Genomic DNA, 16,568 nt, shown 5'->3' with positions numbered 1-16,568 from the left:
GCTCACTGCTCCGTTCCCACCAGTTCCTGGAGCTCTTCGGCATCGAATTCTTGCTCGATGAGCCTGATCGACACGACCCGGGCAAATGAGGCAAGATCGGGATGAGCGAACAGATCCGAGACCGCGATTGACACGCCGATCTCCTGCGACACCCGGCTCAGCACCCGCACTGCGAGCAAGGAATGTCCGCCGAGCTCGAAGAAGTGATCGTTGCGTCCGACCTGATCGACGTCGAGCAGCTCCGCCCAGATCCCGGCCAGCGCCAGCTCGATCTCGTCCTCGGGTGCCTCGTAGGTGCGACTCGCCAACGCATCCTCGCCCGGCGCCGGCAGTGCACGCCGATCGATCTTACCGTTAGCGGTGAGCGGCAACTGCTCCAGCACCGTCACCGACGACGGCACCATGTAGTCAGGCAGAACGGCGGACAGTGCATCGCGCAAGGCGCGGCCGTCGAGCGACGGCCCGCCACTCGCATAGGCGAACAATTGGCGCCCGGTCCGGCCTTCGCCCGCCACAACGGCCGCCGCACGCACGCCACGCTGCTCGAGCAGACGCGCCTCGATCTCTCCGAGCTCGATACGGAAGCCGCGGATCTTCACCTGCTGGTCGGCGCGGCCGACATATTCAATCACGCCGTCGTTGCGCCAGCGCGCGAGATCGCCGGTGCGATAGAGGCGCGTGCCATCGTCGCTGAACGGATCGGGGACGAACCGCTCCGCGGTCAGTGCAGCCCGGTTCAGATAGCCGCGGGCCTGGCCAACACCACCGATGAACAGCTCGCCGGTGACGCCGGCGGGAACGATATTGAGGTCGGAATCGAGAATGTGCGCCGACCTCGCACCAACGGGCCGTCCGATCGGTGCGGGCTGGTGAGGTGTCAACGCGGCGGCGTCGACGATCCACGCCGTCGGCGCGATCACCGTCTCGGTCGGGCCGTAGGCGTTGACCAGAAGATCGATAATGAAAGCTTCTCGAAATGCCCTGACCCCGGTATCGGACCAGGCTTCGCCGCCGACGATACAGGCCCTGATCGCCAGCCTGCGCCCACCCTGCCGCAATGCCGCGCTCAATTGATCCGCATAGGCCGGCGGCAGGAAGATCGAGGTCACCGCATTGCGGGTCATCTCGCTGACGAGATCGTCAATCAGGAGACCGGGCTTCGAAGGCAGGACGAGCGAACCGCCCGTCATCAGCGGCACCAGCCATCGCTCGTGGGCGATGTCGAAATTGATCGATGCCGTCTGGAACTCGCGGTCACGCGAGGTCATGCGGTACAGCCGGCCGATGGCTTCGCAATGCATCGCCAGCGGTCCGCGCGCAACCGCCACGCCTTTCGGCGCGCCGGTCGACCCGGACGTGTAGATGACATAGGCCAGGCTGTCCGGATGGATTTCGATGTCGAGGTTCCCGCCGTCCTCGCCGGCGCGCGGCGATGGCTCGTCGATGCAGAGCGCCTCGACCCCGGCTTCGCGCAGCACCGGTGCAAGCGGCTCGAGCAGCGCGCCTTGCGTCAGGACCAGCGCCGCGCCGCCGTCACGCAGCATGTAGGCAAGCCGCTCGGCCGGATAATCCGGATCGAGCGGCAGATAGGCGCCTCCGGCCTTCAGAACCGCGAGCAGCGCGATGATCATGTCCGGGCTTCGGCTCAAGGCAATGCCGACCAGCCGATCCGGACCGACGTTCCAGAGGCGAAGGCGTCGTGCGAGCGCGTTCGCACGCGCGTTCAACTCGCCATAGGAGATGCGCTGGTCGCCGCAGACGATGGCAATGGCAGACCGCGCCTGCGCGGCCTGTGCTTCGATATGCATCACGACGTCGGCGCAGGATGATGCGGAGGTCAGCCGCGCTGCGCCACTCCATTCGAGAGCTCGTCGCGCGTCCTGCTCGACTGCCGCAGAGAGATCACCGAGCGCACATTCCGAATTCGCCGCAATCCGTTCCAGCAGGGCGTGGAGAATGTCGCGAAGGCGCAGGATCGCCGCCTCGTCGACCCGGCTCCGGTCATAGTTGAATTCAATGTTCAGCCGATCGCCGGCGGCGAACACCGCGACCGCCAGCGCATAGTTCGTCGGCGTCACATGCGCCACACGTCCCAGCCGCGGACCACCTTCCCCGCCTCGCAGCACCCCCTCGTCGATCGGATAGTTTTCGAACACCAGGATACTGTCGAACAGCGGCTGCCCGGCACGGCCGGCGAGGCGCTGAATGTCGTAGAGCGGCGTCCAACCGTGCTCGCGCAGCGCCAAATTCTGTTCCTGCAACTGGCGCAGCCAATCGCCCACGATAGCTTGCGGGCTGGTCGCATCGACGATGGGAAGCGTGTTGATGAAGAGGCCCACCATCTCCTCTGAACCGGGCAATTCGGCCGGACGGCCCGAGATGGTCACGCCGAAAGAGACCGCGGACTGCCCTGAATGACGCCGCAGCAGCTGTGCCCACGCGCCCTGGATGAGCGTATTGAGCGTCACCCGTTCATGCCTGGCAAAGGACTTCAGCCGCTCGGTCAATGCCGCGTCCACCGCAAGCCCGGCGCTGGCATGGCCTTCGGCGAGGGATGTTTTGGGGGGCGTCAGTGTGTTCGCGAGCAATGTGGGCGCCTCAAGCCCTGCCAGAGCCTCGCGCCAGAACCTCTCGGTGCTCTCGCGATCGCGGCCCTGCAACCATGCAATGTAGTCGCGATAGCCGCCCTGCACGGCCGGCAGCGGGCGGCCGCTCGCCTGCTGCAACACCTCGGCCACTAGCCGGGCCGAGCTCCAACCATCGACGAAGATGTGATGATGGGTCCAGATCAGCCAGTGCCTCTCGTCGTCGAGACGGATCAGACGGATACGCTGAAGCGGCGGCTGCGAAATGTCGAAGCCCATCTCGCGCTCACGCCGGGATATCTCCGCCAGCGCGGCTTGCAGATCCGGAGGCGCGCTGCCGCGCCAGTCCTCCTCGACGAACGGCACCGTCACATGACGATGCACCATCTGCTGCGCTGCGCCCGACAGGTTCTGCCAGACAAATCCGGTCCGCAGGGCCGCATGCCGGTCGCTGACTATCTGCCACGCGGCTTTCAGCTTGCCCGCATCGACGCCGAACAGTTCGAGCCCGACCTGATTCACATAGGCGTCGTTGGCACCGTCGCGCAGCGCATGAAACAGCATGCCCTGCTGCATCGGCGAGAGCGGATAGATGTCCTCGATGCCGCGCAGATCCAGGTTCGCAGCCAACCGGTCGAGGTCGGCTTGAGCGAGCCCAGACAACGGGACATCCGATGGCGTGAGGCCGAACGCTCCGTTGCAGCAATGGGCGATCAGTTCGCGCAGTGCGTCCTTGTAATGTGCGGCGAGCCGCTCGACCGTCGCGTCCCGGTAGCGCTTGCGTCCGTATCCGAGAGATAGTTCCAATCGGCCGTCACGCACGAGGCCAGTGATGTTCAGCCAGCCGCGCATGGGTGCCGTGGCGCTACGCGAGGGACCTGCACTCTCCGCTGCGAAGGAGAAGCGCTGGTTGGTGCCTATGTTGGCGTCAAAGCGGCCTAGATAGTTGAAGACGATCTGCGGCTCCGCCAATTGAGCCAGAGCATGGCGCTGCTGCTCGGAGCCGAGATGGCGCAACACGCCATAGCCGATCCCGCGATTTGGAATCGCGCGAAGCGTCTCCTTGACCGCCTTGATCAGCGACGCCTCGTCGCCTGCATCTTTCAGCCGGACCGGGAAGGCCGTCGTGAACCAGCCGACGGTGCGGGACACATCAGCATCTGGGAAGATCTCCTCGCGGCCGTGGCCTTCGAGCTCCACGGTGATCTCGTCGTGCTGGCTCCAGCGCGACACCGTGCGCACGAGACCGGCGAGCAGGAGATCGTTGGCCCCGGTCCGATAGGCAGCCGGCGCCTGTTCGAGGAGCTGCGACGTCAGATCGGCATCCAACACCAAGGACACCTCGCCGCCATCACCGACGCGATCGACATCGCCATGGTCGTCGTTGCATGGCAGGCGTGCGCCGGCGCCACGATCCAGCCAATACGGCAATTCGGCCGCGATCTCCGCCGTTGCCGCATAGGCATGCAGCCGCTCGCTCCACGAGGCAAAGGAGTCGCTCTTCGGCGGCAGCGCGACGGGACTGCCACGCTGCAGCTGGTCATAGGCCAACGCCAGGTCTTCCAGCAGGATACGCCAGGACACGCCATCGACGACGAGATGATGGATCGCAAGCAGCAAGCGTTGGCTACCATCCGCCAGGTCCATGCCGACCGCGCGCAGCAGCGTTCCGGAAGACAGTGAGAGGCTTTCCTGCGCGGCACGGGCGAGCGCCGTGATGTCCGTCGCGCCGCCGACGCCCGCGTGAATCCATAACAGTTCGGATGACGCCGGTGCCGGGCCCTGCTCCGCCCGCCAGGCGCCATCCACCTGCTTGAACCGCAAACGCAGCGCATCGTGATGGTCCGAGATGGCCGCAAGCGCGCGCCGCAGCGTCTCCCAATCGACCTGCATACGGGGCAGCAGCAGAACCGCCTGGTTCCAGTGATCCCGGTTGGCAATGTCCTCGGCGAAGAAGCGCGTCTGAATCGGCATCAGATGGGGCATGCCAGATGCGGTGTCGCCGACTGACGCCTTGGCCGCCGGTCTCTCCTTTTTGGTCGTCCCCGCCGATATCACGGCGACCGTCGCCAACCCGGCAATCGTCTGCTGGCTGAAGATCTGCTTCGGAGTGAGCCGGATGCCGCGCTTGCGCAAGCGGGCGATGATCTGCAGGCTCAGAATCGAATCGCCGCCGAGTTCGAAGAAATTGTCATTACGGCCGACGCGCTCGCGAACGAGCACCTCGCACCAGACCGCCGCGATGGCAATTTCAATATCCCCCGCAGGCGCGGCATAGCCGGCCGACGCCCCCTCTTCGGCCGGTTCGGGCAAGGCGCGACGATCGACCTTTCCATTCGGCGTCAGCGGCAATTGCGCCAACATGACGATGTGTGACGGAACCATATAGTCCGGCACGATTGCAGCCAGCTGTTGCTTGATCGCATCGGCCTGTGGAGCGGCGCCGCTCTCAGCCACGCAATAGGCGATCAGCTCCTGGCGCTCACTTTCACCGATGGCGCGTGAAACGACCACTGCGTCACCGATTCCCTGCAGCGCCTTGATGACGCGCGCGACCTCGCCCAACTCGATGCGATAGCCGCGCAACTTGATCTGGTCATCAGAACGACCCAGGAATACCAGCCGGCCCTCGCGGTCGCAGCGGACACGATCCCCGGTTCGGTAGAGGCGCCCGCCCGCGGCGCCGAACGGATCCGGCACGAAGCGTTCCGCGGTCAGGCCCGCCGCGCCGCGATAGCCCCGCGACAGCCCAGCGCCGCCGACATAGAGCTCGCCAACGACTCCGATCGGCACCTCGTTCAAGGCGTCATCGAGGACATGGACGCGCAGATTGGCAAGAGGCAGACCGATTGGAACCGGACCGTCCTCGCAGCCTGCCGCGCACTCATGCGTCACCGCACCGACGGTCGTTTCCGTGGGCCCGTAATGATTCAGGATCCGGCATTCCGGCCGCATGCGCCGGACGTCGTCCAGCAGCGCGCCATCGCACGCCTCGCCGCCCAGGACGAGCGCGTCGCGGGGGAGCAGATCGGCCGAGCGCGAGGCCTGAAGCAGCCCTCGCAGATGGCTCGGCACGATCTTGAGAATGTCGACCTCGCCCTCGCGCATCGCTTGCGCAAACGCATCCGCATCGAACACGGCCTCCGGTGACAGCAGATGCAACGTGCCGCCGGATGCGAGCGCACCGAACAGGACAGTGTGGCCGAGGTCGGCCGCCACCGTCGAAACCATCGCCATGCTCGCCGACGGGCGCGGCTTCAGGCGCTGCAACAGGGCTTGCACGTAATTGGCCAAGGCCCCGTGCGAGACGCTGACGCCCTTAGGCGCGCCGGTCGATCCGGAGGTATAGATGACGTAAGCGGTCTGCGCCGGGTGAATGATCGTGTCGAGCGGCAGGCTCGATACCTCGGCGCGCGCCGCTTCCGCCTCCGCGTCGAGCACCAGGCAGCCCAGCTCGCGCGCATCCGTCAATTTGTCGCCTGCCGCAAGCATGATGTCGATGCCGCCGTCGGTCAGGATACGGCGGACGCGCTCCAACGGCCATTTCGGATCGAGCGGGACATAAGAGCCGCCCGCCTTCAGCACACCGAGCAAGGCGACGACAAAGGCCGGAGAGCGCTCGATCCACAGCGCAACCGGTGTCTCGCGTGCCACGCCCTTCGCGATGAGGGCGTGTGCGATACGATTTGACCGCTGCTCGAGCGCCGCAAAGGTCAGTTGCCCCCGGCCGCATCGAATGGCGATGGCGGTCTGTCGATCGACTGTCGCCGCGCGATGAAGGCTCACCACATCGGCGAAGCCGAACGCCGCAGCCTCACTCGGCACGGTCTGCCGGTGTCCGTCGTCGATGACGAAGTCCGATATCCGCCGCTCGGCGTTGTCGGCGATCTGGCGCAGCATCGAACCGAATTGCGCCGCCAGCCGTGCAATGGTCGGACGATCGAATAGGTCGGTGGCGTAGTTGAACGTGACCTTCATCCCGACGCCATCGATGACGTCGAGGGCGAGATCGAAATGCGAACCAGCGAGATCGACAATGTCGACGTCGGCAGCGAGCCCCTCCACGCCGGAGAAACCGCCCGGCGCCGTCATGTAGTTGAACTTCGCCTGGAACAGGGGATTTTGCCCACCGCTGCGTTCGGGCTTGAGGCCGTCGACCAGCATTTCGAACGGAAGATCCTGGTGCGTCAGCGCCTCGACCACCGACTCCCTGACCTGACGCAACAGGCTGGTGAAGCTCGCTTCGGCGGTCATCTCGGCCCGCAGCACCAGCGTGTTGACGAAACATCCGATCAGTCGTTCGAGCTGCGTATGCCGGCGCCCGGCGACCGGCACGCCGACACGCAAATCACTCTGCCCGGTGTAGCGCTGGAGCAGCGCGTAATATGCGCCGAGCAGCAGCATGAAGACGCTGACGCGCTGCTTGCCGGCGATCTCCCGGAGCCGGGACGCAAGCACGGCGTCGATGGCCAGACCGATCGTATCGCCGGCATGGCTCTGGATCGTCGGGCGCGGCCGATCATGCGGCGGCGCCAGCACCGGGTGAACATCGCCGAGCTTGGCGCGCCAATAGGCGAGCTGCCGATCGCCCTCGCCGCCCGCAAGCCAGCTTCGCTGCCAGGCCGCAAAATCAGCATATTGAATTGCCGGAACCGGCGGCACGCCTGCGCCTTGACCAGTACCGGCTCGATAGAGAGCGGCCAGCTCTTCGAGCAACACATCAAGCGACCTGCCATCGACGATGATGTGATGGGCCAGCAGCAGCAGTTCATACGTATCGTCCGCGAATTGAAGCAGCACGAAGCGCAACAATGGCCCGTTCACGAGATCGAACGGCTTGCCGAGCTCTGATCGCCTGACCGTCTCCGCGCGCTCGGAGCGCTCCCGCACAGAATAGGCGCGGAGATCCTCGTGCCGAATGCCGATGCTCATGACATCGTGGACGAGCTGCGTCCCACGGCCGTCTCTGGCGATGAACGTGGTGCGCAATATCTCGTGACGACGGACGATCTCGCCGAAAGCACGCGAAAGCACTGCACGGTCGAGCCGTCCCTTCAGACCGATTGTGCTCGCAACGGTATAGGCTGTCCCAGCAGGATCCATGTTCCAGAGGAACCAGAGCCGCTCCTGTGCGTGCGACAGCATCGTGCGATCGGCCGCGACGGCCCATGGGATCGGCGGGAGCGCCCGGCCAGCGCCGGTGCCCGCCAAAACATCGATCCGGCCAGCGAAGGCCGCAAGCGCCGGCGCGTCGAAGAAGGTGCGCAGCTCCACTTCCACGTTCAGGCGGTCGCGGATCGCCGCGGCTACTTGGCCAGCCGCGATCGAGTTTCCGCCCAGCACAAAGAAATCGTCCTCGCGATGCACCGCCGCGACGCCAAGCGCCTCGCACCACATCGCAGCGACGGCGCGCTCGGTATCAGTCGCCGGCACCGTCAGGGATGCAGTGCCGCGGCGACGCCCTCTCTCGAACACCGCGAAGCTGTCGAGCGTGTTGTCGGCGAGACGCGTTGCGCAGGCCGACCGCTGCAGCTTGCCGCTCGTCGTCAGCGGCATCGCTTGCGGGTTCAGCAGAACGATCACGGCCGGATATTCCTGCGCCTGCCGGAGCACGGCTTCGCCGATCGCATGTGCGAGCGCTTCCGGATTGCTACGCTTGAGCACGGCGCGGCTGAACTCCGCCGCCACTCCGATGGCTTCACGCCCCTCGACCTCGATGGGAAAGGCGGCAACCCGTCCGCTGCGGACGGATTCGACCTCGGCTTCGACCGCCTGCTCAACATCCGTCGGATAGACGTTCTGCCCGCGAACGATCAGCAGGTCCTTGAGACGACCGGCCACCACGAGTGCGCCGTCGCGAACGAAGCCGATGTCGCCGGTCCGCAGCCAACGCGCACCATCTCGCTCGACGAAGGCTTGATGCGTGGCCTCGACATTGTTCCAGTAGCCGAGCGCGACACTGGGACCGGTGACCCAGATCTCGCCCACCTCATTCGCCTCGGCCACCGCCGATTCGTCGACGCGCATGATGCGCACGGCGTGACCAGCAGCAGTTCGACCACATGCCACGAGGTCCGTGCCTTCGCTGGCGCTCGCGATGCGGCCGGCGGCGAGTTCCGCGGTGTCGAGCGTGTAGCTGACGGTCTCGGCGGTGATGTCGCTGGCCGTGACCAGCAGCGTCGCCTCCGCAAGTCCATAGCAAGCCGTCAACGCCCGTCGATCGAACCCGGCCCGCGCAAACCGGTCGCCAAATTTCTCGAAGGTGGTGCGGCGGACGAACTCCGAGCCCGAGAACGCAAACCTCCACCGGCTGAGGTCGAGCCGACGGATGGTCTCTTCCGAGATGCGGTCGGTGCAGAGTGAGTACGCGAAGTCGGGGCCACCGCTCAACGTGCCGCCGTGACGGTCGATGGCCTCGAGCCAGCGCCGTGGCCGCTCCAGGAAGTTCCGTGGCGACATCAGGACGCCGGTAAAGCCCGTGAACAGCGGGTTCAGAAGTCCGCCGATCAGCCCCATGTCGTGATAGAGCGGCAGCCAGCTCACAAACACGTCGTCCGGCGTTCCGCCACAAACCGCTTCGATGGCACGCTCGTTGGCCGCCAGATTGCCGTGAGAGACGCAAACGCCCTTCGGCTGCGAGGTCGAGCCGGATGTGTACTGGAGGAACGCGATCCCATCGGCCGCAGGCCGCGTCTCGCGCCAGTCCGCCGCGAGATCGGGCGAAATCGTGTCCACCGCAACGATCTGCACGTCGGCGAGCTCGGGCAATGCCGCCTCGATGAGGCCGCGCAGCCCCGTCTCCACCAGGATGAAGCGCGGCGCGGCATCTCGCAGGATACCGTTGAGTCGTCCCGCATAGCGCTCGGGGCCGCCCTCAGGCGGATAGGCCGGCACGGCGATTACGCCCGAATACAGGCAGGCATAGAATGCGACGGCATAGTTGATCCCGCTCGGAAGCAGGATCACCGCCCGCTCGCCCGTACCGCCCATCTGCTGAAACCAAGCCGCAAGCGCCCTGATCCGAGCGTCGAGCGCGGCGAACGTCAGCTCGTCGGCGACGTCGTCGCCTTCGAGGAACCGCAAAGCCATCTTCTGCGGTCGCAAAGCGGCATGCTCTCGCAAGCGTTCGACGAGGTTGGATCTATCCATCTTCGAAAATTCCTGTCCGGCCGCGCGCCGGAAATCCCCACGCCGAGTGCCGCCGATCACCCCTGCCGATGAGCTTCGGCCATGGCGACGATCACCTTGCGCGGCCCCTTGAACGGGGCACGCGCGTGCGCGGTGAGCATGTTGTCGAGCATCACGACGTCCCCAGCCTGCCAGGGAAAGCTGATCTTGTGCCTCTCCAGAACGGTCCGGACCGTTGACAATGTTTCGTCCTCGATCGTCGAACCGTCGCCATAGAAGACGTTGCGCGGCAAATCGGCTTCGTCGTCGACCACGTCGAGCAGACTCTCGCGCACCTCCGGGTCGAGATTGGAGACGTGGAACAAATGCGCCTGGTTGAACCAGACCCGGTCACCGGTGACGGGGTGCTGCGCCGTGCCCTGACAGATCTGGCGCGTGCGGAGCTCGCCGTCTTCCTTCCACTCGCATTCGATGTCGTGGCGAGCGCAGTAAGCCTCCACCTCCGATCTGGAGTCGGTGCCGAACACCTGCTGCCAGTCGGCGTCGAGCCCGTTGCCGTAGTTCCGCACATACATCACGCCCTTCTCGGTAAACCGCTCGCGAATGGCCGGCGGCATGTCGCGATAGATGGCGCGGCTGTCGGCGATCGGCGTCTCGCCGCCTTCCAGCGCCGGCTGCATGCAGTAGAACCAGATCTTCATCGGCCAATCGCGGGTATAGGCCTGCTCGTTGTGCAGCGGGATATGCTGGTGCGGCGGATACTCCGTGGACGTGTAGACGCCTGAGGTCACCTGCGAACGCGGCGTCGACCCGAACTCGTAGGTCAGCAGCGGGTGGCCGAAATCGGCCGCGAAGGCTCGAAACGCATCGGGACCATCGAGCGCGAAATCGCGAAACACGATGCCGCCGCTGTCGGTGAGGTACCGGTCGATCGTTGCACGCAGCATGGGAAGGGATTCGCCGAGCGGCTGCCCGGCCTCACCTGCCCTAAGCAGCATGGGAAGAGCCTTGCCCTCAATGAGTGGCTGGACGGAGAACGCGCTCATGATCCTCGCTCCGATGCAAACCGGTCGATCGCCCCGATTGCCGGGCCAGCGCCCAGCCGATCCGGTCGATCAGTTCGGCCTGCTGTGTGTGAATGAAGAAGTGATGCCCGGGCAGAATATCGAGCCTGAATGCCGCCGAGGTCTCCAGCCGCCAAGCCTCGAGTGCTTCGCGGCTGGTCTCGTCGTCCGCTCCGCCAAAAACGTGTACGGGGCACGGCAATGGACGCCGCGGCCGGTAGGCATAGGCTCCGCACATCAGAAAATCTGCGCGCAGTACCGGCAGCGCGGATCGCATCAACTCGGCATTCGACAGCGCCTCGTCGGGTGTGCCCTGAAGATCACGCAGCTCCTGCATCAGCGCCTGGTCGCTCAGGGGATGGCGCCACTTGCTGCCGTCCCGAACCGCCGGCGCTTCCGCACCCGAGGCGAAGAGAATGGCCGGCGCAGGCACTCCGCTATCGAGCAGGCCATGTGCGAGCTCGAACGCGATCACGGCACCGAGGCTGTGCCCGAACAACGCATAGGGCCCGTCGAGCTGCGCCGCGAGTTCACCAGCCAACTGCGCCGCCAGCACGCCCGGATCGGTCGCCAGCGGCTCGTCCATGCGCGCACCACGCCCGGGCCATTCGACCGGCCGAACGTCGATCCATGACGGCAGCAGCCTGCGCCACCGCGCATAGAACATGGCACTGCCGCCGGAATAAGGCAGACAAAGAAGCCGCATCGGACGACCAGACTTCGCTGACTACGTCGTCTGCTGAGGCGACGCGCCGTCCATGAACTTGCGCAAGCTGAGCGGGCGCATGTCGGTCCACACCTGCTCGATATGGTCGAGACATTCCTTCTTGCTGCCTGACTTGCCCACCGCCTTCCAGCCGGCCGGAATCTCCTTGAACGTCGGCCAGATGGAGTATTGCTCTTCGTGATTGACGACGACGGTGAAGGTGACGTCGTCTCTGTCGAACACCATCATGGCGCGATCCCCTTTTCGGAAAGCGAAAGCAGAGACGTTTGACTAGGTCAGAAGCCGACGAGGGTCAAAGCAATATCGACGCGCCTTTTTGTAAGACCTCAAAACTGGCGACGGGCGGACACAATGCAACCTCCGCGCTTGCGCGCCAATACGCGGAAAACTATTGGGATTTCAGGACGCGACGAAGATTGCTGCAATTCTAACTGCGCAAGGAGGAACTTTTCCGATGTGGCATGATGGTGCGCAATTTTATTGCAATGTCATCAGCTGCATTGAATAGGTCATGACAAGACAATGCCGCCGCGGACCAACCGCGGCGGCATCAACTCCGTTCGTCCATGAAAGCGGTCTAGAAATTGAAGGTGGTAGAAAGCAGATAGGTCCGAGGCGCGCCGAGCGTGATGACCCCACTATAGGCCGAAGCCCAGTACGCCTTGTTGCCGACGTTTTCGATATTTGCGCGCACCACGATCGGCTTTCCGTTCCAGGGCGACGTGAATGTATATCGCGCCCCGATATCGACGCGCGTCCACTCCGGCAAAGTCAGCGTATTCGCGGCGTTAACGTACTGTGATCCGGTATAGATGACCTTGCTCGTGAACGTGAGACCACGAACAAACGGCGTATCCCATTCCGCGCCCATATTGACGTTGACGACCGGCACGCCAACTGCCGTCCTTCCGTCGGTGAGCCCGCCTTGAGTTCTCTCCTGCACCCCGTCGATCAAGGCGACACCACCGAGAACACGGATGTCGGGCGTGACTTCGCCGAACACGTTTAGTTCCACGCCGCGGTTTCTCTGTCTGCCGTTGAGTTGTTGAGACGCTGAGACGCCCGATGCCACTGAGATAATGCTCGGTTGGCTTATGTCGAACACGCTCAGTGTCGTCGTGAAACGCCCTGCATCGATCTTCATGCCCACTTCAGCCTGTTTCGTCTGCGCCGGCGGGAATACGGTCCCGACGTTGCTAAAGTTGCCGGAAACGACGACCGGCGTCTGGAGACCTTCGATGTAGTTTGCGTAGAGCGCGACGTTCTCGACAGGCTTCACCAGAACTGCGTATGCCGGGCTCCAGACCGACGTGTCCTGCTGTGGTCGGCTCGAGGCTGGCGTGAGGAAGTTCGCCACTTCCGAGCCCGCGGTCTGACGACGAACGCCAAGCGTGACTTGAACGCGATTGTTCAGAATCGACATGGTGTCGGAGGCGCCGACGCTCGAAAGGGTCACGCCCGTCTTCTGATTGGCAGATACTATCGAGAAATTGGGTTTCGCTATGTTGGTCGGTTCTGTGTACAGGTTCCAGAAAATCAGATCCGCGAGAGCATTGTTCGATCGCGTCAAAACCCTCTGATTGTAGGTCCGGTCGTTGATTGAGTAGTTGACGTTTAGCGCATGGTTTACGGGACCAGTGTCAAACGTTGCTCGGATACCAGCCTCACCTGCGAGCGTCTCGAACGTTTCCTTGCCGGCAAACGGCCGCGACCACAGACCTCCCAACTGGGAGACGCCGGGTGGAGATGTCAATGCGCCGGGCGCGACATTGGAGATGTTCGGCGAGGGATAGGCGTAGTTGATGTTGCTATCGTGATAGCCGAACGCTCCGTAGGCGGTCATCCAGTCGGTGACATCCACCTCGCCTCGGGCGGTGGTAAAGAAGTCGGTCGGCGCATAATAGGCCCACGGAACCTGGAAATTCAGTCCGGCTTTTGGTGGCGGAGGAATAACTGTCGTCGTGGCAGGGACATTGAAGAAGCGTAACGGCGGATTTAGGTTGTCAGCCTGATAACCGATATCGACCGCCGCGCGTACGCGTTCTCCGCGGTAATCGAGGCCCAGAACCGCGTTTCCAAATTCATCCGTCTGTCTATTCCAAGGGGTATTTCCGTTCGAGTACGTGCTGTTCAGCCGAACACCCCACTCCTTGTGTTCCCCATAGCGGCGACTGACATCAACGATCCCGCCAAACTGCGATCTTGAAGCGTAAGTTGCTGTGAGCTGGGTAATATCGAAGTCGGGCGCATGCTTGGTGATCAGATTGACGCTTCCGCCGACCGCACCTCCGCTCGAAACGCCGGTACCGCCGGCAGTCATCCCATTGAGCAATGCGCTCGGGCCCTTCAGCACTTCAACGCGCTCCACGAAATTTGCGCCCGAAGAATAGTATGGTGCGATTCCATAGAGGCCGTTCAGCCCATAGTCGCCGCTGTCGTAGTAAAAGCCACGAATAAAGAGACTGTCCGCACCGCCACCGGCTGCCTGAACGACCCTGACCGAGGGATCATTCGCCAGGACATCACGGATCGTGCGCGCTTGCTGGTTCTGTATCAGCTCCGCCGTATAGCTCGTCTGGTTGAACGGCGTGTTCATCACGCCGCGATTGCCGAGCAGACCGAGACTCCCGCCGGTTGCAACCTGGCCGCCTGCGTAGGCGGGCGGCACCGTGCCGACCGTTCCGGTCGAGGGCACCACATAGGGAACGGGTGCAGCCTGGCGCGGAGGCGCCGCGGCGACTGATCGCTGTCCACGCGAGGCGCGCGTCGACTGTGATCTCTGGACCGGCTGACGAACTCTTGGCTTGGGGGCATCCACGGTCACGGGCGGCAGATTGGATTGCGCAACCGCATGCTGAAGGTCACCCGAAGATTCCATCGACAGTGCGAGATAACTCACCGCGCCCAACGATAGTGTACGCACGATTTTCCTGGCCGAGAGTTCACGCATCATTCCTGCGCCCCAATTCCACTTGCAAGCACGTCCCCGTCGCTTCCTAACATACGACGGTGCTGCGAGAAGGAATTGGGACCTAGAAATTATCTAAGGTTGCACGACGAAACCGTCGTGATCGGAGAAGCGATTTCCTGCTTCGAACTTCACTGCAAATTTTCGAAAGCTTCTAGTTTCAAATCGTTCTAAGTGCCGATCCAACATGTGACATGCAGGCGATACGCTGTCACTCCGTCCGGAATTCTCTATTTAGCCAAGCAGGTTGCGTATGGTGCGTATGAATATTCTTGCACCAACTTCTATCAACTGATCCGGAAAGTCGTAGTTCGGCTCATGCAGCCCGGGATGCTCTTTGCCGGCTCCCAGGAAAAACATCGCCGACTTCGAACGGGAGCCAAAACGTCCGAAGTCCTCGGAGCCACGCAGTGGAAGGCCCTCCGCCGAATGTCGCACCCCCTCTGCGTCCAGCGCGCTTCTAAGCTGGGCAACAGCATCGACGTCGTTTGCGCAATAATTGAAGACGTCGCGATAAGCGATTTCCGTGCTCAGCCCCTCACCGGCCGTCACGCTTCGAACCAAGTCTTCCGCCTCCAGGCGGAGCCGTTCCATCATCACGTCGGTGCATGTTCTCAGTGTCGCCCACAATTCGCCGAAGCCTGGCGCGATACCGAACGCAGGCTCCCCAAGTCTTGCGTGGGTGACCGTCAGCATTGAGAAGTCGTCGTCTAGCTCCGTCCCGCGCCCGAGCGCGGGTATCTCCAGCAGAAGCCTGGCGAGCGCGTCTTTCGGGGAGATACCGAGCGCCGGATTCGACGCGTGCGTCGTTCGTCCTGATAATCTGATCTGCATTCCTTGCGAGGCGCAATTCACCAAACCTTCGGCAAGAGAGACCTGTCCAAGACCGAGGCCGGGAAGGTTATGCAGCGCGAAGACAAAGTCGGGCCGCACCTGCTCAAACTTCGCGTCAGCCAGAACGGCGGCCGCACCGGACCCGTCCTCCTCGGCTGGCTGAAACAGGAGTGCTACGCGACCTCGGCTTGGACGTTGCTGGCTCAGATCTTGCGCTACGGCCGCCAGAATTGCCATATGACCATCATGACCGCAGAGATGGGCCTTTCCTGCTACCAGTGATCGATGCTTGAGTTCTGGTTTTTCCTGGATCGGCAGTGCATCCAGTTCGGCCCGAAGCATGATCGTCGGGCCAGACTCACGTCCATCATAGATTCCAAGCACGCCGTGACCACCGAGGCCCGAAACGATCCTGTCGGCACCCGCCGCCTGAAGACGGGCCCGCACGGCTTCCGCGGTTTTTGCCTCTTGCCCCGACAGTTCCGGCACGGCGTGAAGATGGCGTCGCCATGCCACCAATTCATTCAGATCGTTCTCGGTCAGGAACATTGGGCTTCTTTCTCACTCATGACCGGCGGCGAAACGCCTGTTGTAGTCGCTGCACTGCTCTCGTCAATTCGATCGCGCGGAAGCCGAGCTCAGTATCACGCCTCAGACCGTCTGCTCAAATTTGCAGTCGATAGATTTTTGTGCATCTCCCGGTGCACACATGGTGCACACGCCGCCCCTTAGCCGATTGAAAATATTGAGCTCTCGCTCCAATCCATCACGGGCGCCGTAGAGAGCTTTCCATCGTGCGAGCCTGCGGCCGACGCCTTCGTCAGCGCGGCACGACGGCCGTCGCCTCGATCTCGACACGCGAGGATGGCTCGACGAGACGCACGATCTGCACCAGCGCCATGCTGGGGTAATGGGTGCCAATGACCTCGCGATAGACTTTGCCGAGTGCCTTCAGGTTCGACACATATTCGTCCATATCCACGACGTACCAGGTCAGGCGCACGAGGTGGTCCGGCCGCGCGCCCCCCTCTGCCAGAATCGCGACGATGTTCTCGAGCGTCTGGCGGACCTGCGCAACGAAGCCGTCCGCAAATCGCCCGGCGACGTCCCAACCAACCACACCACCCGTCATGACGAGTCGTCCTTCGGCCATGACGCCGTTCGCATACCCCTTCGGCTGCGGCCAGCCGCTGGGCTGAAGCAGTTGCAGACCACGCGTCGCGGGAACTTCCGGCTTGCTGATCGTGCTCATGCGTCGCTCT

The 16,568-nt window shown here is 63.4% G+C and carries 7 protein-coding genes; all 7 read right to left on the bottom strand.

The window, feature by feature from the left end; genetic code table 11:
• Positions 1 to 2: 2 nt before the first annotated feature.
• Entirely contained in the window at positions 3 to 9,734 is a 9,732-nt protein-coding gene (locus I6F12_RS06490) for a non-ribosomal peptide synthetase (protein WP_225155813.1), read from the bottom strand.
• 56 nt (positions 9,735 to 9,790) lie between these two features.
• A complete protein-coding gene (locus I6F12_RS06485; RefSeq protein WP_225155812.1) occupies positions 9,791 to 10,759 on the bottom strand; it encodes a TauD/TfdA family dioxygenase in 969 nt (322 codons plus the stop codon).
• A complete protein-coding gene (locus I6F12_RS06480; RefSeq protein ID WP_225155811.1) occupies positions 10,728 to 11,483 on the bottom strand; it encodes an alpha/beta fold hydrolase in 756 nt (251 codons plus the stop codon). The genes I6F12_RS06485 and I6F12_RS06480 overlap by 32 nt, the downstream gene beginning before the upstream one ends.
• Before the next feature lie 21 nt (positions 11,484 to 11,504).
• A complete protein-coding gene (locus I6F12_RS06475; RefSeq protein ID WP_036013449.1) occupies positions 11,505 to 11,732 on the bottom strand; it encodes an MbtH family protein in 228 nt (75 codons plus the stop codon).
• 349 nt (positions 11,733 to 12,081) lie between these two features.
• Positions 12,082 to 14,457 carry a TonB-dependent receptor gene (locus I6F12_RS06470; protein WP_225155810.1) on the bottom strand — a complete coding sequence of 792 codons (2,376 nt, stop codon included), beginning with the start codon at positions 14,455 to 14,457 and terminating at the stop codon, positions 12,082 to 12,084.
• 249 nt (positions 14,458 to 14,706) lie between these two features.
• A complete protein-coding gene (locus I6F12_RS06465) occupies positions 14,707 to 15,855 on the bottom strand; it encodes an amidohydrolase (RefSeq protein WP_225155809.1) in 1,149 nt (382 codons plus the stop codon).
• A 271-nt stretch (positions 15,856 to 16,126) separates the two neighbouring features.
• Positions 16,127 to 16,558, bottom strand: a complete 432-nt coding sequence (locus I6F12_RS06460; RefSeq protein ID WP_225155808.1) for a RidA family protein — start codon at positions 16,556 to 16,558, stop codon at positions 16,127 to 16,129.
• Positions 16,559 to 16,568 lie beyond the last annotated feature (10 nt).

It is taken from the genome of Bradyrhizobium sp. IC4059 (genome assembly GCF_020193615.1).
In the GTDB taxonomy this organism is placed as follows: Bacteria; Pseudomonadota; Alphaproteobacteria; order Rhizobiales; family Xanthobacteraceae; genus Bradyrhizobium; species Bradyrhizobium yuanmingense.
Note: the sequence above shows the minus strand (reverse complement) of the source record. Positions and strands in the feature narration are given on the sequence as shown.